A 20,870-nucleotide genomic window follows, 5' to 3' on the forward strand; every position below is an offset into this window, starting at 1 on the left:
TAGGCGTTGCCCACGGAAAGCAACTGCCCAGAGCGGAAATCAACGTCTTCACTTACTAGAGACTTTATAGATTATACGACGAAGAAGCAATATAGTATTAAAGTTATCTGGTAAGGTCTTTTCCTTTAAGCAACCGTTCCCCAAAGGGATTGAATGATCCCAACAAATAAAACAAATAGTACTCCAACAATAATAAAAACTATTGGTAACCATTTGGAATTTTCAACTTTGGCACATACAAGTATTTGAGAAATCAAAGCTACTAATGAAATAAAATAGAAAACATAGATAAACGGATAAAACTGAGTCAGTGGGCCAAGAAATAGACTAAAAGCTATTAGTTGGACGAGAAAAGAAAGGATAGACGTTGACATCCACCTTTCAGTACCTTTTGCTGTAGTTATTCCCAAAATAGAAATTATAACGGATATCACTAATAGAAATACAAGTAACCATTCAAATAGATAGAATAATGCCTCATTATTCACAGCAAACCAATACCCCAGAAAACACAGTGGGATGATCGCAATCAAGGTTGCCAAATTCCATTTCATATATTTATTTCCCATATCCTTCTCCCCAATTCAATATATCTAAACATTAAAATCGAGTATAAACCACACTCGACTATTTTCACCTTTTTCTTAGTTCTTTGCTATATCCTTAATAATCTTCACTACTTTTTCCTTTGCTTCAAAGCTTTCATAATGCCGCATATTTTTAAGGAAATTTCCTTTTCCCTCTTTTAATTCTAACAACTCTTTTACAAGACGATCTTCGGTTAGATCCTCTTCCTCAACCATCTTCGCATAACCCTGCTTCACAAAGGAATTAGCATTTAATATTTGATCGCCTCTACTTGCGTTACGGGATAAAGGAATTAATAGCATTGGTTTTTTTAGGGCAAGAAATTCATATATAGCGTTAGATCCAGCTCGTGATAATACGAAGTCAGTCGCTGCAAATAGGTCACTCAATTCTTCATTTACATACTCAAACTGGGCGTATCCTTCTGCCTCGACTTCACGGTCAACGTTCCCCTTACCACAAATATGTATAATCTGAAACTCGTTAAGTAACCTATCAAGTTGATCACGAACAGCTTGATTAATTTTTCTTGCTCCTCCACTGCCTCCCATTATTAGGAGAACGGGCTTATCAGAATGAAGATTGGCAAATTGCAAACCCTTTTGCCTACTCCCTTGGAACAACTCATTTCTCACAACTGCCCCAATCCATTCTGCTTTCTCTTCAGGCAAAAATTGCATCGTTTCAGGAAAGGTTGCTAATATTTTTTGTGCGAATGGCATTGCCAATTTATTGGCAAGACCTGGTGTGTAATCAGATTCATGTATGACTGCCGGTATTTTTCTTAATCGTGATGCCACTAAAACAGGAACCGAGACAAACCCACCCTTTGAAAAAATAACAGTCGGCTTTTTCTTCCCTAGGATTCTGAAAGCTTGTAATGTCCCGTTCAACACTTTAAATGGATCTTTAAAATTTTCTATAGAAAAGTATCTTCTTAATTTTCCAGTTGAAATCGGATGGTAATTTACCCCATCTAATCGTCCGATCAATTCTCGTTCAATTCCATTTTTGGAACCAATGTAGTCTATCTCCCAGCCTTCTTTTTGGAAAGTAGGAATAATAGCAAGATTAACAATTACGTGTCCTGCACTTCCCCCACCTGTAAACAATATACGTTTCTCGCTCATGTTGGACGCCCTTTCTAAGTGTTAAAGATTCTAAAACATGTCTTCCATACCTTATTTGTGCTATAATCCTCTCTATCCTAATCCAAATCTATCTAAAAAGGAAGAACATCATGTATGAAACTAGCACATTGAAACAAAAGATTAAATTATTTATTTATATACTTATTCCTATTCTAATAACACAACTCAGTATGTATGCCATGAATTTCTTTGATACGGTCATGTCAGGGAAAACTGGTGCTGTTGAATTAGCAGGAGTTGCCATAGGCTCTAGTCTCTGGGTCCCCATCTCAACTGGTATTAACGGAATCCTAATGGCAATTTCACCCATTGTCGCACAGATGATTGGTGCGAAAGACGAGAAGAATATCACTGAAACCGTTAGGCAAGGGATATCTTTGGCGATTGGTTTAGGAATAGTCGTATCCATTATTGGCTTCCTTCTCATTGACCCAATTGTTCAATCCATGGATTTAGAAGCACATGTAGCTTACGTTGCTAAATATTACTTATTAGCGATAGGAATTGGTATTATACCCTTATTTATCTTTAACCTACTACGTTGTTACATTGACGCTTTAGGTCAAACAAGAATATCCATGTTTATTATCTTACTATCTTTACCACTAAATTTCATGTTTAATTATATTTTTATTTTTGGGAAACTTGGTCTCCCTGCATATGGTGGGATCGGTGCTGGGATTGCTTCAGCATTAACTTACTGGATTTGCTGTGTGATATCCATATGGATCGTACACCGAATCAAACCTTTTGCTAACCATAATATATTTAAAACGTGGTCTCGCCCTTCGCTTCTTGCTTGGTGGGAACAGTTAAAGGTTGGTGTACCTATAGGTTTTTCTATTTTTTTCGAGGTTAGTATTTTCTCAGCGGTAACTTTGTTCATGAGTTCCTATAATACGTACACAATAGCAGCACACCAAGCTGCAATTAACTTTGCTTCCTTTTTATACATGGTCCCACTAAGTATAGCAACGGCTCTTACAATTGCCGTTGGCTATGAAGTTGGTGCAAAACGGATTAAAGATGCAAGAACTTATTCGTATATGGGAATTACGTCTGGTATTATCATCGCCTTTGTAGCGGGATTAATTTTGTATATATTTGATGACCCTGTTGCTAAACTCTATAACACGAATCCAGCGGTTGTTGAGTTAACAAAGAATTTCTTATACTATGCAATCTTTTTTCAATTTGCTGATGCATTTGGCGCTCCTTTACAAGGTGCCCTTCGTGGTTATAAAGATGTAAATATCACCTTTTGGATGTCACTGGTATCTTACTGGTTGATTGGTCTGCCGAGTGGATGGCTATTAGCTAATTATACGAACCTAAACGCTTATGGCTATTGGCTTGGTCTCATAATCGGGTTGAGTGCAGGTGCGATCACTTTATTTGGAAGAATACAGTTTTTACAAAGAAAATTATTGAAAAAGTATGCAGCTGAGAATGGATAAGGACGACAGATGTCTTTTTTAAGGTAGTATAAGCCTGATTGGCGCATTCACCTAATTAAAACGAAGATGGGGTAGCCCTAAAGCTTGGGCCACCCCGTCTTTATTTTTGCAAATTCAATACAATTAATCTTTCCTCAGTCATTTCATCAATTGAGTATTTGGGACCTTCTTTACCATTCCCGCTATCCTTAACCCCACCATAAGGCATAAGATCGACTCTGTATTGGGAAGCATCGTTGATCATTAAGCCACCAACTTCGACTTTTCGTGCTGCATAAAAGGCTGTATCAATATTGTTTGTAAAAATACCTCCTTGCAGGCCAAATGCTGACTCATTCACTTCTTCGATACAGGTATCTAGATCATCGAAAGCCATAATGCTAACAACAGGTGCGAAAATCTCCTCACAGACTACACGCAGATCTTTAGTTACATTGGTTAGCACTGTCGGCTGTAAGATTGCACCTTGTCTATTCCCACCTTCGATTACTTTTGCTCCATTATCGGTTGCTTCTTTAATCCACTGTTCCGCTCTTTCTGCTTCTTTTTCTGAAATCATCGGTCCTACATCCGTGTTGATATCATTTGGATCACCAACCTGTAACGACCGGACTTCCTCTAGGAACTTGAGTTCAAATTGGTCTAGTAAGGAATCGTGCACATAAATACGCTGAACGGATATACATACCTGGCCTGCATAAGCAAAGCTTTTTTGAGCGATCGTTCTTGCCGCCAAATCAATGTCTGCTTGTTCATCTACAATAACAGGTGAATTATTACCTAACTCAAGAATGGAACGCTTTAACCCAGTATTCTGTTTTAAGTGTAACCCTACTTCAGCACTTCCAGTGAACGTGTACAAATTAATTCGTTTGTCCTTCATCAGTTGATCACCAACTGTGGATCCAGGTCCTACTACAACATTAAATAATCCTTTAGGCAATCCCGCTTCTTCAAACAACACAGCCAACTTAAGAGCTGAAATAGGAGTTGAACTTGCTGGTTTAAGTACGACAGCGTTCCCTGCAGCGATAGCCGGTGCTACCTTATGAGATACTAGATTAAGAGGAAAATTAAAGGGACTTATCGCCCCAACTACACCTACTGGCACCTTTATCGTAAAGGCCATTCGATTTTCAGATCCCGGTGCAGCTTCCACTGGAATACCTTCGCCGCGAATACGCTTCGCTTCCTCTGCAGCCAATTCAAATGTCTGGGCCGATCGCTCGATCTCATTGATAGCTTGCTTAAGTGGTTTGCCAGCTTCTATTGTAATAACCTTGGCTAGCTCTTGTTTCCTATCTATCATCAATTCAGAAACCTTCTTTAAAATTTCGAATCGTTGATAAGGTGATATTTTACTATTCTTATAGGCTTTTTCAGCACTAGAAATTGCCTGCTCGACTTCCTGTTCTCCAGCTTTTGCAACAGTCGCATATACGTCTTGTGAATATTTATCTAAAACTTGAATGCTTTCACTTGTAGAAATCCACTCTCCACCTATGTATAACTTATATTCGTTCGTCATAAACATCCTCCTAGCGGTGTTTTAAATACTATTCCACACAGATTATATCTTTAAACCCTCATCGATTATGCAAAGAAGGTTCATCTTGGTATCGACAAAATTCGGGTGGTGACAGGCACCATCTAGAATGATTGGGCTACTTTGATTAGGTCTGATTTGGTGACGGATGCAGCTTGTTGGTTTGTATTGGTACTACTTGGGCGAAATGTCATCTGGTACGTAATTCCGCTTTTTATCCATGTCAATGTTTTGGCGAAGGAGTTGTCCATATATTTGCCTTCAATATTTTCAGAGATATTCACTTTTTCTGGATCGACTGTTTGTTGTTTCCGGATACCATCATAGAATTGAATAGATAAAAGATCATTATTCCTTGTATAAAAACTTATATCTAACGCCTCCATGTTTGAATCTTCCACAACATACTTATCTGATACTAATATTTCTACTTTCATTGGAATAAATCCAGGAAGCTCTGGTTGAAAAGAGAGTTCCTGAACAACAGATTTCACTTCCGATTTCTCATAAGGATAGAAACCCTCTGGGATCGTCTGTTTCTTCTCGTCCTGACAGGCAGATAAAACACCTAATGCGAGAAGAGAAATAATGATTAAACATAGCTTCTTTTTCATTCTAGCTCCCTCTCTTCTCCGTTTTTTAATATAATCTTCTGTACGTATATAGACGTTTGGAACGTTATTTTAGTTGCACCTTTTGACAAATTTTTACCAATTTCGGGTGGTTGTGTAAATATTTTAACATTCAAAATCTACTTTATATTAATATTCATCGTTTAGCCTGATGCATCCCACTTTACCCGTTACGACTTATCGACGAATCCTTTTGATTACAAACAACGCAAAAAAGCACTCACCATCGGGAGTGCCTTTTTAGAAATTAGTGTCAATTTGTCATGTACTGAATAATATAAGGTGAGATATATCTCTTATTATCCAATTCCTAACAAACTACCTAGTTGGCCAACTAGTTCAATTGCAACTTATTGTAATTGTTCGATAGCATAAAGAAGTTTGTGTAGGTAATAAGTTTAAGTGAATCATTATGATTTAAGTTAACTTATAAGCGGAACTGTTTTAAATACTTTGCTTTGTTAGAGAACTCGAAATGATTATCTGATATAGCTGCTTTCTTAATCAAGGTAGACAAGATAGGTAATAATCGCTTTAATCTCCTTTTCTCACTACTAGTTAAGTCCAACACAACATCATATTCATACAAATTAGCTACTTCTTTTTTATATACAATATGTCCATTATAGTTAAAATGGTGCCCCATTATATCGATGCTTAAGCGATAAATAAAATCATCACGGATAGGTAAGTTAATGGCAGATTGTAAATTTAAATTTGTATTAGATATTTCATTGATTAGAATGGGAGTAAATCCTAATTTAACCTTCTTCCCATTAATAGTAACTAAAGTCATACTTGATTTTAATGGGTGCTCAAATGACACCTTATTGGATTCCTTCTTCTTGTCCATTACAGCAGGGTTGATTGGAATTGATTTAGGAATCAGTACTCTCCGTTCTAGCAATAATTGGAAATCTGACTCAGGTACAGGTTTACTAAATATATATCCCTGCACTTCACTACAATTAAGCTTAGCTATAATATCTAATTGTTCGCTAGTTTCCACACCCTCCACAACTACATTCTTTTCTAGATCGTACGCCAGCTGAACAAGTGTTTTTAGGATAGCTCGACTATTTGAGTTTGAAACAATGCTATCAACAAATGCCTTATCGATTTTAATTGCGTCTACCGGATAGTCTTTTAAGTAGCTTAAAGAAGAATAACCTGTCCCAAAGTCATCCAGAGCAATTTTCACACCTAAACTTTGGAGGAATTCTAGATCAGAGTTAATTTCTTCTTCTCCATGAATTAAAGAACGTTCTGTAATTTCAAGTTCTATTAATTCAGGATTTACTTTAGTCGTCGTTAACGTATTCCTTATAAAATCAACCCAGTCATTTCGTAAGAATCTCTGAGCAGATATATTAATAGAGATAGGAACTACAGATAGACCTTTCTGTTCCCAGCGCTTTAAAAACATGCACACTTCCTCTAAAACCCAATCACCTATTTGTAAGATAAATCCACTCTCTTCTGCTAGCGGAATGAACTCCTTAGGGGATATAATTCCCCATTCTGGATGTCTCCATCTTACTAACGCCTCTGCTCTAGTGATTTCCCCTGTCTGCTTATTTACAATCGGTTGAAATTCTAAAAACAGTTCTCTCATTTCAATAGATTTCCGTAAATCTCTTTCGATCATAAATTGCTTATATGTTTCGATATTTAAGGACTGGAAAAAAACTTCATACGTGTTTTTCCCATTTATTTTGGCACGCTTCAGTGCTGCACCAGCATTTTTTCTCAATGAATTACCATCTAAGTCATCATCTAACATAGTACTACTAATCCCGATGCTCGTTGTCAAGAACAGCTCATAACCATTTACGATAAAGGGCTCCTTTAATAAATCCAATAGGAACTCAGCTAATTCAATTGATTTGTTTTTATCTTCATACCCCCACAATAGGATAAGAAATTCATCCCCACCTATTCTTGTAAAAAGAGTATGATTATTATCTAATTTCCGTTTCACCCTGTCGGCAAACTTAATTAGTAATTGATCTCCTACTTCAAAACCAAGTGTATTATTAATTAATTTAAAACGATCTAGGTTTAGATCGAGAAGCCCAACTGGAACATTCTTAGTTTTGTCTGATTTAACAAGTTGACTTAACTTCTCATCAAACATTCGTTTATTTGGCAATTGTGTTAAATAATCATGATATGCCAAATATTTAATCTCTTTTTCAGAATTTTTATAACTGGTTATATTGGTAATAATCCCGTCTAACCTAATTAAATTCCCATGTTCATCTAGGCTGGGTATAGATTGATCCTGAATCCAAATGACATCCCCATTTTTGTGGATGATTCTGTATTCTTGGTGTAATGTTTTTCCCACCCTTAGGACAGTTTGCCGCTCGAAAAGGGACGCTCGGTCATCTGGATGTACAACCGAATACCACGTTTCACGACTGCTAAAATAACTTGGAGGAAGCCCTGTTAAAATTTCCACCCCTTTAGATACGAGGGTAAACACATCTTTTTTGAAGCTAAAGGACCAAATTCCCGCTTCTAAGTTATCTAATAATTTTGCTTGCATTGCTTCATTTTTCGCAAGCTTTAGCTGACCAATTTTTTGATCGGTGATATCCTGAATTGTCCCGATAACACGGACAGGTTGTTGATTTTCATTAAAAATAACTTTTGCCTCTTCTTTTACGAACACGGTCTTGTTGTTAGTTAATAAGAAACGATATTCCACTTTCATTCCCTTATTTTCAAGAATGGCTTGATTCAACACGTCCCTATACCGCTCTCTATCATCTGGATGTACGAAGTGTACTATTTTAGTAGCTGATGGTGAAAAATTATCACTTTCTATTTCTAATAGCTCGTAAAGTTGCTGAGACCAATAAACTTCATCTTTTATAACGTCATAATCCCAGCTCCCTATTCTAGCCAAATCCTGTGCTAACTCTAAGCTACTACTAATTTTAGCTAATTCTTTTTCATTATCCCGAAAAGCTGTTATATCTCTAGCTATTCCTTGTATACAGTTTATTTGCTCATCTTCACCGAAAATAGGGATGTACGTTACATCAACGTCTAATACGTCTCCGTTTTTATGATAAATACGAGCTTGGTAATTTTGTGCGATGCCTTTCATTGCCTCTGTTAAGAAATATTGACGTTTGTTCTTATACTCAGGAAGGAAATAGGAATCAAAATAGCGAGTTATTTCCTTTTCGTTATACCCAAATACACGTATTACTGCTTCATTGTATTTTATTACTTTACCGTCCAAATCTACTTGGAAAACTGGTGTTGGATAATTCTTATACAACTTATTGTCGCCTTTTAAAGAAGAAAAGCTATTATTGTCTTTGTTCTGTATGTTTGGTTGCTTTCTTTTGAACAGGCTCATCTGCAAAATCCCTTTTTTTATTTCTATTGTAATATAATTATGAAAAGTAAAACAATGACAAAAATATGGGTTTTCTTTTAAAGTAGATAAGTCCGACTGTGTTAAGAGTTTAGTGAAAGTCACATTTACTATATACGCCAACGTGAATGTTTTCACACGTACTAATTAGCTATGATTTTTATTTAGCTTACATAAAAAGGCAGCTATAATACCATAGCTGCTCCTGTCACCTGTTCATTTATATTTAAGCATATACCTCTTCTTCACTATTACTGAAAAAATGCTTCATTGCATAAAATACATCTGTTTTATTTCTTAATACATGATATTTTAATTTTTCATCTTCTATTTGTTTAAATACTTGCATTAAAGTCGAATGACGATTGTATTGATTCACTTCACCATAACCAAACATACTAGAATATTCCACTAATTGTTCTACTAATGAAACACATCGTCTGTTATCAGAAGTTAGATTATCACCATCTGAAAAGTGAAATGGATAAATATTATACCTGGACGGTGAGTATTTATTCTCAATTAACTCTATTGCCTTGCGGTATGCGGAGGAACAAATCGTACCTCCACTTTCTCCTTTAGTAAAAAAGGATTCTTCATCAACTACTTTTGCTTCGGTATGATGGGCGATAAATTCTATTTCTACTGTCTCATATTTTTGTCTTAGGAATCTTGTCATCCAGAAAAAGAAGCTTCTTGCCATATATTTTTCAAACTGTCCCATGCTTCCACTAGTATCCATCATCGCCAACACGACTGCTTTCGATTCAGGCTTTTCAATATCGTCCCATGTTTTAAAGCGTAGATCGTCAGGGTAAATGGGATTAAACTGAGGTTTTCCCTCCATCGCATTCCGTTTGAACGCTTCAAGCATTGTCCGCTTCTTATCAATGTTACCTTGGAGGCCCTGTTTTCGTATGTCTCTAAATTCATAATCCAGCGTGACAATGTTATCTTTTTCCTTTTCTTGTAAATTAGGTAATTCTAAGTGTTCAAAAAAAGTCTCTTCCAATTCTTCGAATGAGACTTCTGCTTCATAATAATCTTCACCAGGATCTTTCCCTGCTCCAGGACCTTTACCAGCACCTTTTTGTGGGGTACCGTCTTTAGCAATAACATCTCCTACGTTGCTATCACCACTGCCTTGGCCTGCATGTTTATTTTTTTCTTGGCTGTATCGGATTTTGTATTCATCAAGTGAGCGAATTGGAATGCGAACTACATCTTTCCCTCGGGACATGACAATATTCTCTTCACTTACTAGATCGGGGAGTTTTTTCTTGAGGACTTCTTGCACTTTATCTTGGTGGCGTTTCTGGTCATCATACCCTTTTCTATGGAGGGACCAATCTTCTTCTGCAATCATGAAGCTTTTGGAATCAGTGCCTTTTGACTCAGCCATCTATTCCCCTCCTTTTCAAGTATTATTTCATTGTATGCAGCAACAAGCGGTTTGATTAAACTTTTTTGAAAAAACAGAAAGAACGGACAAACTCATTTTCTAATTACTAGGACAAAAAGTTAGATTAAATAGGTGACATAAAACTAATATTTTTTTACTAGGTAAACGAAATGTACCATGCAGCGGAAATTCCCTTTCAGAAGTATTGTCTTCCACCTCTTGAATCGCACATTTCCAAAGCATTGGTTAGCACCCATCTAATCCGTACGGACGTGGTTTATTTAACATGAAAGCACCATGATGGCTTATATCTTTTTTAAACTTACCTATTCGTTCAAATTTATGTTATACTCTAGCCTCACTAGCGCTAGTACCGAATCTCCTTTTTATCGCTACTCTAGTAAAGGCAATACCGAAGAAAACGAAGCATAAATAAAGGACACCCATGCTTATTCCGCCTATTACCTCTCCAACGATAATACCTAGTGCTCCGAACATTTTTCCAATTTGGAATACGAAGCCATTGAAAGCCATATATGCTCCCCGACGTGAGTCATCTACAATATCAGCTAATAGTGATTGTCTAGTCGGAACATACATTAACTCTCCAACAGATAATATGAACACTGCAATAAATAGAGCGATCGTATTATTTGTCACCGCCATTAAAGCAAACCCTATTCCAAATAAAATGAAGCCGATATACATTATTGGCTGTTCCTTTTTGCCCTTAATCCATTTCGAAATTAAAGCAGTAAATAAGACAATCATTAGTGTATTCTCAACAGTTAGTAGGCTGATCAATTTTACACCATCCATTGTAAAATTCACTTTTTCAAAGAATGATATCGTTTTTGTAACATAATCCTGTTCTAATCTTACAGCTAGATAGTTATTGCGTTGAAATTCTAAAGATAGTATGGCAATTCCACCAATAGTAAACAGTAGGAAGGGCATGTCTTTCATCACTGATTGGTAGCTTTTTAACAGAGGAACCAACCCATAGTCTTTCCTACTAATCCCTTGTTTCACTTGATACGTCTCTTGAATTAGTGTAGCTGTCATCCAAAGTGTCAAGACACTCATTGCTATTAATCCCAAAATCAACTCGAAAAAGTGGGTTTTAAAAAACCACCCTCCGACGATAAGACCTAGCATTAGCGACATATTTACTGCCCAGTAATTAATGGAATACATAAACCCTCTTGTCTCTTTTGTACTAACATCAATTAACATTGCTTCAGCAGCTGGATTAACAAAGCCAGAAGCAATGCTGATTATGAGCATCATCATAAATGTTACAATGGCTGATGTTCCAAGTGGTGAATTCGCTAAACCCATTCCGATAAAAGCAATTAATTTCATCACTTCTCCAATCACCATGAGACGCTTCCTACCCATTAAATCTGCTAAAAATCCTCCATAAAGACCTGCAAGAAACTGAACGATCACATTAACTAGTAATAAAACCCCAGCTGCAGTCGCATTTATTTGATACGTGAAATAAATCGCCATATACGGGAAGATCATTGAACCGATTACCCGACTTAAAAAAGATGTGTAAATACGTATTCTTATATTTGGATGTAATTGTTTAAACACGTCCATTCCCCCTCTAGATATTCATTTTGCCTTTTTCAAAAGGGGAAAAAAAGGGTATAATCATCTTAATTATGTCCCCTTTTAGGAGGTAAAGTATTGAAGGACTTATCCTATTTCATACTAAGATCCTTTTATTATGCAGAGGAAAAAAGCCAGACCGTATTCGTAAAAATTGAAGATATTGAGAAGATATGGTTTTGCTCGAAGAAAAATGTAACCCGTAAATTAAAGCAATTAGAGGCGCAAGAAAAACTCACCTATATTCCTGGTCGTGGACGAGGCAATAAATCTAGCTTGTTATTTTCTCACCCTTTTCAAAAAGAAGTGGAGTTATTTACAAGCAACTGTATTCGTGACAACCAACTAGATGATTTAGTCCAACTTCTACAACTTCCGATTCCAAAACCATGGATAGCTGCAGTTTCCAATGAAGTACGAGAATTATTCGGTATGCAGGAAACAGATGAAAACAAAGATGTACTGCGGTCGATCATCTCTCGCGATATGACGACACTTGATCCGGTTAACTGTTCCGTCACTTTTGAAAGCCATTTGATCAGACAAATCGGAGACACACTCGTAATCTATAATTCAGAAACAGACGAGATTGAGCCACATCTGGCGCATCATTGGAAAGTAAATGAAGACTATACAGTGTGGAAGTTCTATTTGCATAAAGGGGTACGCTTCCATCATCAAAGTTTGCTTACTAGCGAGGATGTGAAATATACATTCGAGCGATTCCACCCGAACACAGCCTATTACTGGCTAGTAGAAGACATTGAAAAAATAGACTGTCTGACTCCTTATACTATTCAAATTAAATTGACTAAGCCGAACCCATTCTTTTTAAGGTACGTAAGCACATGTAATCTAGTAATCTTACCTCAGGATATCCCGTTTGATGAGTTTCAATGGATTGGAACTGGACCCTTTCATTTAAAACGAAGAGATAAACAACGGATCGTCATAGAGGCACATGATCATTACTTTTTAGCAAGACCGTTTTTGGATAGAATTGAATTCTGGAAGATACCAATGGAAACCGCTAAGACTGTTTCCTATACGATTAATTCTAATGAAACACTTAAGACTGGCATCCTAAAAAAAGATGTAGAAGTTGGTTTCCGTTTTCTAGCGTTTAATTTTAACCGAAATTCAGTTGTACATGACAAGCTATTTCGAGAAGCAGTATTTCATATCTTAAATGTTCAGAAGTTATGCAAGGAGTTAGGACGAGATCCAGTTAAAGATGCTTCCAGTTTTTTTCCTTGGAATTCTATAGCTCCCCATAAAGACTTAAACAAAGTAACTAATCTACTTAAACAATCGAATTACAATGGGGAAACCTTATCCTTATACTGTCTTAACTTTCCGGGTGCAATCGAGGAAGCAACCTGGTTTAAACAAGAGGCAAGTAAGTTTGGTATGACGTTTGAACTCCAGACTTTTTCATTAGAAGAGTTTTATACAAATAAACTTGAAAAGGGTGCTGACCTTTTATTTATGGGAGAGGTATCTGCTATTGATTATCACCTTTCATTTTTAGGGGCTTTTTACAACAAAATGTTGATCTTTCGACGATTCCTTGGAAAAGATAACTTGCTTGCCATCGAACAACTTCTAGAGAATTTTAAACAGATTCCTTTAAAAAATAAACGAGATGAGATAATAGAACAAGTTGAAGCGATAATTAAAGAAAATAATTTATTTATTTTTATGCACCACCCTATTAAAAATCGAGTCTTTCATCCAATGATTCAGGATATTCAGCTTGAATCTTTTGGCCAGGTTGATTTTCGCAAGCTTTGGATTAAGTAAAATCGTATCCACTCTCGCTCTATTTTGAAAAAATATATGCCGAGTCTATTATTTACTATTTCATAGAAATTAAAAAAAGCGTTGCACGGATTATATCTGCGCAACGCTTTGTAGCTAACTTTTAACCTTCCAATAGTAGGCTATATGGATCTTCTAATAACTGTTTGATTCTTACTAAAAATTGTACTGCTTCTTTTCCATCTACGATTCTATGATCATAGGATAGAGCAATATACATCATTGGACGGACTTCGATTGAATCATCTGGCATGACTACCGGACGTTTTTGGATGGAGTGCATTCCTAGAATACCAACTTGCGGCGCATTGATGATCGGTGTGGATAACAACGATCCGAAAATGCCTCCGTTTGTGATCGTAAATGTTCCACCTTGCAAGTCACTAATTTGTAACTCTTTATCACGAGCCTTCTTACCTAATCGCGATACTTCTGATTCTACCCCTGCAAAATCTAAACGATCTGCATCTCTTACAACCGGAACAACGAGCCCATCATCTGTTGAAACAGCGATACCAATATCATAGAATTTCTTAAGTACGATTTCATTATCTTGAATTTCTGCATTAATAAGCGGAAATTCCTTCAACGCACCTACAACCGCTTTTGTAAAGAATGACATAAACCCAAGCTTCACACCATGCTTTTTCAAAAACTTGTCTTTGCGTTCGCTTCGAAGCTTCATAACCGAAGTCATATCAACCTCATTAAAAGTAGTCAGCATTGCCGCGTTATGTTGGGCATCTACTAATCTATTTGCAATTGTTTGACGACGACGTGACATTTTCACGCGCTCTACCGGCTTATCAAATTCTGTTTTCTCTGAAGACTTTGCTTCTTGCTTCGCTTTTTTCGGTTCTTCTGTCGTGTTAGATGCCTTAGATGCATGCGCCTCTATATCCTCAGGACGAATACGACCTAGTGGATCTCTTGGCATAACTTGATTTAAATCAATCCCAAGCTCACGAGCACGTTTCCTAGCAGCGGGGGATGCTACAATTTGGTTACTCTTACCTGCTGTTTTTGGCGCTTCAGCTACTGGCTTAGACTCTTCTGCCTTTGTTTCTTGTTTAGATTCAGTTGTTGATTCAGATTGGGATGGCTCACTGCTTGTTTCGGCAGATGTGCTAACTTCCCCATTTTCATCCACATTTGCGACTACATCTCCAACTTCCACGTCATCGCCAGCTTCTTTAAGAAGCTTAGCGACAACACCAGTATAATCAGAGTTTACTTCCACATTTACTTTATCTGTTTCTAATTCTAGAATAGGGTCACCTTTTTCTACACGCTCCCCTTCCTTTACAAGCCATTGGGCAATGGTGCCTTCTGTAATAGATTCTGCTAATTCTGGGACTTTAATTTCCTTCACTTGGAATCTCCTCCTTTAGACAGCTCTAGGGCTTCTTGAACAATGCGGCTTTGTTCTGCTTTGTGAATATTAGGTTCACCTACAGCCGGGGACGATCTTTCACATCTACCTACATATTTTAATTCTTTTTCCCCATTAGTTAATTTATATAACGGTTCCTTTACAAAATTCCAACTTCCCATATTTCGTGGTTCTTCTTGGACCCAAACTACTTCTTCTAGATTCGGGCATCCTTTGATAACCTCTTCAATTTGCTTAAGTGGGAACGGATATACTTGTTCAACCCTTACGACATGAATGTCATCATAACGCTTATCGGATTGACTCATTGCTTCCTCAATATCAACCATCACTTTTCCACTTCCAATGACTAAACGCTTAGCCTTTTTAGTCGTCTTTGGTAGACCTGGTTGTGGAATTAGTGGTTGGAATTTACCTTCAATAAATGCTTCCGCTGCAGAGGCAACACGTTGATTTCTAAGCAAGCTCTTTGGAGTCATCACTATTAGTGGACGAGCTGACTCACTATCGACTAATGCTGCTTGACGACGTAGCAAATGGAAATATTGCGCACTAGTTGTCACATTAGCAATAATCCAGTTATTTTCAGCTGCTAGATTTAAAAATCTTTCTAATCTAGCACTAGAGTGTTCTGGACCTTGCCCTTCAAAACCATGCGGAAGTAGAATAACCATATTGGATTTTTCTCCCCACTTCGCACGACCTGCGGCAATAAATTGGTCAAAAATAACTTGACCAGCATTCGCAAAGTCACCGAACTGGGCTTCCCAAAGCACTAATGTTTTTGGCGCTTTTACACTATAGCCGTATTCAAATCCTAAGACAGCCGCTTCAGATAACGGACTATTGTGAATATCAAATGATGCTTTCGCCTCTTCTAAGCCATGCATCGGGCAATACGTATCACCTGTTTCTACATCATGTAGGACAAGGTGACGGTGTGCAAACGTACCACGTTCCGAGTCTTGACCAGTGATTCTAATCGGAATACCATCTTTTAAAATAGAAGCATAAGCCAAGGTTTCTGCTGTAGCCCAGTCTGCCTTGTTTCCATTTTCAAAAGCTTCCCCACGTTTCTTTAAGATTCTTTCTAGCTTTTTAAAGCTGTTAAAGCCTTCTGGACGATTAAGTAATCCTTTGTTCAATGCCTTTAATTGATCTAAAGGAACAGCTGTTTCAATATCACTTAATCCATTACGTAATGCCTGTGGCACTGGCTTAGGTTCCGTCTTAACAGCATTATTTTCAATCATATTATCGTAAATATCTTGTAATTTTTTCTGTACAGCCTCTTTCATTACCTCTAGAGTGGTATCATCTATAATTCCGCTATCTTTTAATCGATTTGCATAAATAGATGTGATAGTCGGATGCGAATCAATATCCCCATACAATTGCGGTTGAGTTGCCCTTGGTTCGTCCATCTCGTTATGACCATACCTACGATAGCCAACAAGGTCAATTAAAATATCCTTGTGGAACTTCTGACGGTATTCATAAGCAAGCATGACCGCAGAAACACATGCTTCAGGATCATCTGCATTGACATGAATAATTGGAATCTCAAACCCTTTGGCTAAGTCACTAGCATACCTAGTTGATCTACCTTGATCTTGACCAGTAGTGAAACCTACCAAATTATTAGCAATCAGGTGAATCGTTCCGCCTGTACTATAGCCAGGAAGAGCACTCATATTTAAAGTTTCAGCCACTACACCTTCTCCAATAAATGCGGCATCCCCATGAATCAGTAGACTAATTGCTTTATCCTGCCTCTGTTCTGGATATCCAGCTCTAAATCGGTAATCTTGTGCAGCTCTTGTGAATCCCTCGACTACAGGATTTACAAATTCTAAGTGAGACGGATTATGTGCCAGTGTGATACGAGTTGGCGAAGGCTTCTCTTCACCAACTTGCCTCTCTGCACCAAAGTGATACTTTACATCACCAGTCCATCCATACGTAATAGCTCTTGAGCCGGCAGAAGGGATTAATTCCTTATCTGCAGAATGATGAAATTCTGAAAATATTTTATCGAATGGCTTTCCTAGAATATGTGTTAACACGCTCAATCTTCCACGGTGTGCCATCCCCATTAGAATTTCTTCGGTTTCATCATAGAATGAGTTTTGAACAATGCGATCAAGCATTGGTACCATCACTTCTAATCCTTCAATCGAGAAACGTTTTTGAGCGACGAAGGTTTTAGCAAGGAAATTTTCAAAACCTTCTACATCTGTCAATTTTTCAAGTAATTGCTTCTTTTCTTCTTCGTTGAATTTAATTTGATAGGATCCTGTTTCGATTTTCTCACGAAGCCATGTTCTTTCATTATCATTATTTACATGATCATACTCGAAAGAAATGGTTCCAACATATCGATTACGGAGCAATTCGACAATGTCTAAAGCAGTCTTCATATTGCGTGGTAAATTGTCTGAAATCCAGCTAGCCGGAATCGCTTCCAAATCTTCATTCGTTAAACCATATTTCTCAGGATCTATCATCTGTGTCTTTCTACCTTTTAACAGGCCGACAGGATAAATTTCTGCTTCCAAATGACCATAACGACGAATAGCCTCCACAAGTTTCATTGCCGAGGTTAGTTTCTTAATATCGATATTTACATTGTTAAAAGACGGAGCAGTCCCTTTATCTCCTGTGTTATCTAGCCATTCTGGAGCACCGTGCTCGTCAAACATATCTTTAATAGACTTGTCGACTGCTTCCGGGTTCTCCAAATATCTTTCATATTGCTCTTCCAAATACCCCATGTTTGGACCATGAAAATTGTTCCAGAATCTTTCGCTAGATTCTTTCTGTGTCACGTCTTATACCCCCATTAGAAGTTCACTTTCTCCTACTATTAGTTTATAAATTACCCATCCATGTAAATTATAAATTTTTACTACATTCTTACAACAACTAATATACCCTATTTTGACTAGCTGTACAATAAAATAACAACGATAATTCAAATGATTATGGTTATTTTTAATTTTCTGTTCAATTACCTTCATACCTAATTTGCATATCGCTTACAATGGATGTCTAATAAGTTAACTAAAATGTTCACGCATAGTAGTGTGAATTAGTAAATCATATTACTATATGCCCCTTTAGGCAGAGTCTCAAACCCGTTCGTTTTTATTAGTTATTGTTCAACAATTTATCACTAATCTTGCCATTACCATACAAAGATAAACATTGCTAAAATAGCTAACAAAAAGGTGACGATATAAATAATAGTTAAGATCGGAACATTTGATTTTAATGACTTCGTTTCATACTCCCTTGATCTTTGTAATTCGTCCTCAGGAGAACCGCCTTCTTGCTCATATTGTTTCTGTCTTTTACTTTCTTGTAAGCCCACTAAAACTGTTCCAACTAATGCCCCTATACAGATAATACTTAATAACACAATTAGTTCTATACTCAACGTAATCCCTACCTTTTTATAGTTTACTTAACATAGTATAGCATGCCCGATGTTCCACCCTCCATATAACTGTAGGATTTCAAAAAGTATATTGGTTATTAAAGAATAATCTTATTCCTACCCAGACAAGCTAATAATTGGAGGTGACAGCAATGGCAAAATCTAAAAGAGCTACAGAGTCTTCCATAAAAAAAGCAGAAGAAGCAATTGGCTTAGATCAAGATGAACAAGCAATGAATGGCGAATATGGCATGGTTGAAACAATAGAAGAAGATCGTGCTAATGACAGAGATGGGAACAACCGTTAATTATCGATAGTTCCCACATAGAAAAAGTCAAAATAGTGATCCCGTTTTTACGAGATCACTATCTGATTTATCTATTTAATAAACTTCCCACATATTTTAATAACTCATTTGCTGATGAAGAGTTATAGCCATATTCATCTATCAACGTCGCAACAACTTCGTTCATTTTTTTCAATTGTTGCTCGTCAGGCGTTTTCGAGGACGTCGTAATCTTAACTACATCCTTTAAATCTGCGAATAATTTTTTCTGTATCGCTTCACGTAATCGCTCATGTGATTGATAATCAAATTTCTTACCTTTACGAGCGTAAGCAGAAATACGGATTAAAATTTCTTCCCGGAATGCTTTCTTCGCATTCTCAGAAATACCGATTTGTTCCTCAATTGAGCGCATTAGTTTTTCATCAGGATGTAGTTCTTCACCTGTCAATGGATCATGAAGCTTTGATTTGTTACAGTAAGCTTCCACATTATCTAAATAGTTATCCATCAATGTCTTGGCTGATTCTTCGTATGAATAAACGAATGCCTTCTGAACTTCCTTCTTCGCTATCTCATCATACTCTTTCCTAGCGACAGAAATATAATTCATGTATTCTTCCTTTTCTTCCTTTGATATCGAAGGATGATCATCTAATCCATCCTTTAACGACCGGAGAACATCAAGTGCATTAATGGATGTCATTTCTTTTTTTATAATAGTGGAGGAAATACGATTAATCACATAGCGTGGATCAATGCCACTCATCCCTTCATCATTAAACTCTCTCTGTAGCTCAGTAACGTCTGCATCACTATATCCTTCAACATTTTGTCCATCATATAAATACATTTTCTTCAGAACACTTAAATTCCCTTTTGTAGATTCTTTTAAACGTGTAAGAATCGTAAACATGGCAGCCACTCGTAACGTATGAGGTGCGATGTGGACATTTTTAATATCACTTTCCCCTATCATTTTTGCATAGATTCGTTCTTCATCACTCACCTTTAGATTATATGGGACAGGCATAACAATCATCCTAGAGTGAAGGGCTTCGTTCTTCTTATTGGATATAAATGAACGATATTCCGCTTCATTCGTGTGGGCAACAATCAATTCATCAGCAGAAATCAAAGCAAACCTTCCTGCTTTGAAATTCCCTTCTTGCGTTAAGGACAATAAGTGCCATAAAAACTTTTCATCACACTTTAACATTTCTTGAAATTCCATCATTCCCCGATTGGCTTTATTAAGCTCGCCATCGAATCGGTATGCACGCGGATCGGACTCAGACCCATATTCTGCAATTGTGGAGAAATCGATCGATCCAGTTAAGTCCGCAATATCCTGTGATTTCGGATCGGACGGACTGAAGGTACCTATTCCTGTACGCTTATCTTCTGAGAAAAATACTCGTTCTACCATGACATCTTCAATACGTCCTTCATATTCGGTTTCAAGTCTCATTACGTTTAAGGGGGATAAGTTGCCTTCTATTTTAATGCCATATTCTTCTTCAAAGTCCTGGCGTAAGTGATGTGGGATCAAGTGGAGAGGGTCTTCGTGCATGGGACAACCTTTAATACCAAATACTGCACCTTCATCGGTTAACGTATATTCTTCCAAACCTCTTTTTAACATGGATACTAGTGTGGACTTCCCGCCACTGACAGGTCCCATAAGCAATAAAATTCTTTTTCTAACATCCAATCGTCTTGCTGCAGGATGGAAGTATTCCTCCACTAATTTTTCCAAAGGTTCTTCTAACCCATATAGTTGATCTTCAAAAAATTTATAATGCTTTCTACCTTCTACTTCTTCAACACCCTTATGTTTAATCATGTTATAAACTCTTGAATGAGCAGATTGCGCCAAATATGGCCGTTCTTTTAATAGTTCTAAATAGTCAGCAAGTGTTCCTTCCCACTTTAGCTTTTCTTGATCCTCTCGATAATTCTGGACCTTTTTTAAAATATCCATTAGGATGACCTCCCAAAATGTGGTGTAACAGAAGCTAGATAATACAATCTATGATAAACAGAGGAAGAAAATGAATGGTTAAACGTATTTTTACTTGTTCCCCTAAACTTTCAAACGCTTGTAATCCTTGAAAACACAGGGTTTTGTACGCGCTCA

At 37.1% G+C, this 20,870-nt stretch carries 14 protein-coding genes; 3 read left to right on the forward strand and 11 right to left on the reverse strand.

Features of this window, described 5'->3' with window-relative positions; genetic code table 11:
• Positions 1-125: 125 nt before the first annotated feature.
• Positions 126-569, reverse strand: coding sequence for a hypothetical protein (locus H7K77_RS16490; RefSeq protein ID WP_186579330.1), 444 nt, complete (start codon positions 567-569; stop codon positions 126-128).
• Positions 570-644: 75 nt separating this feature from the next.
• On the reverse strand, positions 645-1,718 hold the full coding sequence (locus H7K77_RS16495; protein WP_186579332.1) for an undecaprenyldiphospho-muramoylpentapeptide beta-N-acetylglucosaminyltransferase: 1,074 nt from the start codon (positions 1,716-1,718) through the stop codon (positions 645-647).
• A 65-nt stretch (positions 1,719-1,783) separates the two neighbouring features.
• On the opposite strand from H7K77_RS16495, the gene H7K77_RS16500 reads away from it, so the two are divergent.
• Positions 1,784-3,196, forward strand: coding sequence for an MATE family efflux transporter (locus H7K77_RS16500; protein ID WP_328701149.1), 1,413 nt, complete (start codon positions 1,784-1,786; stop codon positions 3,194-3,196).
• 100 nt (positions 3,197-3,296) lie between these two features.
• On the opposite strand, the gene H7K77_RS16505 is transcribed toward H7K77_RS16500, so the two are convergent.
• The 5 genes from H7K77_RS16505 to H7K77_RS16525 all read right to left on the reverse strand — a co-directional run bounded on the left by H7K77_RS16505 (position 3,297) and on the right by H7K77_RS16525 (position 11,772).
• Positions 3,297-4,724, reverse strand: coding sequence for an aldehyde dehydrogenase family protein (locus tag H7K77_RS16505; protein WP_186579334.1), 1,428 nt, complete (start codon positions 4,722-4,724; stop codon positions 3,297-3,299).
• Positions 4,725-4,846: 122 nt separating this feature from the next.
• Positions 4,847-5,356, reverse strand: a complete 510-nt coding sequence (locus H7K77_RS16510) for a hypothetical protein (RefSeq protein ID WP_186579336.1) — start codon at positions 5,354-5,356, stop codon at positions 4,847-4,849.
• 445 nt (positions 5,357-5,801) lie between these two features.
• Positions 5,802-8,750 carry a sensor domain-containing protein gene (locus tag H7K77_RS16515; protein WP_186579338.1) on the reverse strand — a complete coding sequence of 983 codons (2,949 nt, stop codon included), beginning with the start codon at positions 8,748-8,750 and terminating at the stop codon, positions 5,802-5,804.
• 244 nt (positions 8,751-8,994) lie between these two features.
• Positions 8,995-10,170, reverse strand: a complete 1,176-nt coding sequence (yhbH, locus tag H7K77_RS16520; RefSeq protein ID WP_186579340.1) for a sporulation protein YhbH — start codon at positions 10,168-10,170, stop codon at positions 8,995-8,997.
• 345 nt (positions 10,171-10,515) lie between these two features.
• Positions 10,516-11,772: an MDR family MFS transporter gene (locus H7K77_RS16525; RefSeq protein ID WP_186579342.1), complete on the reverse strand. Its 1,257-nt coding sequence runs from the start codon at positions 11,770-11,772 to the stop codon at positions 10,516-10,518.
• Positions 11,773-11,868: 96 nt separating this feature from the next.
• On the opposite strand from H7K77_RS16525, the gene H7K77_RS16530 reads away from it, so the two are divergent.
• Positions 11,869-13,593, forward strand: a complete 1,725-nt coding sequence (locus tag H7K77_RS16530) for an SgrR family transcriptional regulator (protein WP_186579344.1) — start codon at positions 11,869-11,871, stop codon at positions 13,591-13,593.
• Positions 13,594-13,714: 121 nt separating this feature from the next.
• On the opposite strand, the gene odhB is transcribed toward H7K77_RS16530, so the two are convergent.
• From odhB to H7K77_RS16545, 3 genes are all read right to left on the reverse strand, one after another.
• The gene (gene odhB / locus H7K77_RS16535) at positions 13,715-14,983 is read right to left on the reverse strand and encodes a 2-oxoglutarate dehydrogenase complex dihydrolipoyllysine-residue succinyltransferase (RefSeq protein WP_186579346.1); all 1,269 of its coding nucleotides are present in this window, start codon (positions 14,981-14,983) and stop codon (positions 13,715-13,717) included.
• Positions 14,980-17,832 (reverse strand): 2-oxoglutarate dehydrogenase E1 component, encoded by a 2,853-nt coding sequence (locus H7K77_RS16540; RefSeq protein WP_186579348.1) that lies wholly within the window; start codon positions 17,830-17,832, stop codon positions 14,980-14,982. Before H7K77_RS16540 ends, odhB begins: the two co-directional genes overlap by 4 nt.
• Positions 17,833-18,191: 359 nt before the next feature.
• Entirely contained in the window at positions 18,192-18,443 is a 252-nt protein-coding gene (locus tag H7K77_RS16545) for a hypothetical protein (protein WP_186579350.1), read from the reverse strand.
• A 152-nt stretch (positions 18,444-18,595) separates the two neighbouring features.
• On the opposite strand from H7K77_RS16545, the gene H7K77_RS16550 reads away from it, so the two are divergent.
• Positions 18,596-18,751 carry a DUF4021 domain-containing protein gene (locus H7K77_RS16550; RefSeq protein WP_186579352.1) on the forward strand — a complete coding sequence of 52 codons (156 nt, stop codon included), beginning with the start codon at positions 18,596-18,598 and terminating at the stop codon, positions 18,749-18,751.
• Between the two features lie 67 nt (positions 18,752-18,818).
• On the opposite strand, the gene H7K77_RS16555 is transcribed toward H7K77_RS16550, so the two are convergent.
• Complete coding sequence (locus H7K77_RS16555; RefSeq protein WP_186579354.1) at positions 18,819-20,714, reverse strand: PrkA family serine protein kinase; 1,896 nt, start codon at positions 20,712-20,714, stop codon at positions 18,819-18,821.
• Between the last annotated feature and the right edge of the window lie 156 nt (positions 20,715-20,870).

Source organism: Aquibacillus kalidii (assembly GCF_014280935.1).
Taxonomy (GTDB): Bacteria; Bacillota; Bacilli; order Bacillales; family Amphibacillaceae; genus Aquibacillus_D; species Aquibacillus_D kalidii.

What these genes read in the sequence shown, in the direction of transcription:
- H7K77_RS16490 (WP_186579330.1), bottom strand. Translation starts at nt 569, where the DNA reads ATGGGAAATAAATATATGAAATGGAATTTGGCAACCTTGATTGCGATC.
- H7K77_RS16495 (WP_186579332.1), bottom strand. Translation starts at nt 1,718, where the DNA reads ATGAGCGAGAAACGTATATTGTTTACAGGTGGGGGAAGTGCAGGACAC.
- H7K77_RS16505 (WP_186579334.1), bottom strand. Translation starts at nt 4,724, where the DNA reads ATGACGAACGAATATAAGTTATACATAGGTGGAGAGTGGATTTCTACA.
- H7K77_RS16510 (WP_186579336.1), bottom strand. Translation starts at nt 5,356, where the DNA reads ATGAAAAAGAAGCTATGTTTAATCATTATTTCTCTTCTCGCATTAGGT.
- H7K77_RS16515 (WP_186579338.1), bottom strand. Translation starts at nt 8,750, where the DNA reads ATGAGCCTGTTCAAAAGAAAGCAACCAAACATACAGAACAAAGACAAT.
- yhbH (WP_186579340.1), bottom strand. Translation starts at nt 10,170, where the DNA reads ATGGCTGAGTCAAAAGGCACTGATTCCAAAAGCTTCATGATTGCAGAA.
- H7K77_RS16550 (WP_186579352.1), top strand. Translation starts at nt 18,596, where the DNA reads ATGGCAAAATCTAAAAGAGCTACAGAGTCTTCCATAAAAAAAGCAGAA.
- H7K77_RS16555 (WP_186579354.1), bottom strand. Translation starts at nt 20,714, where the DNA reads ATGGATATTTTAAAAAAGGTCCAGAATTATCGAGAGGATCAAGAAAAG.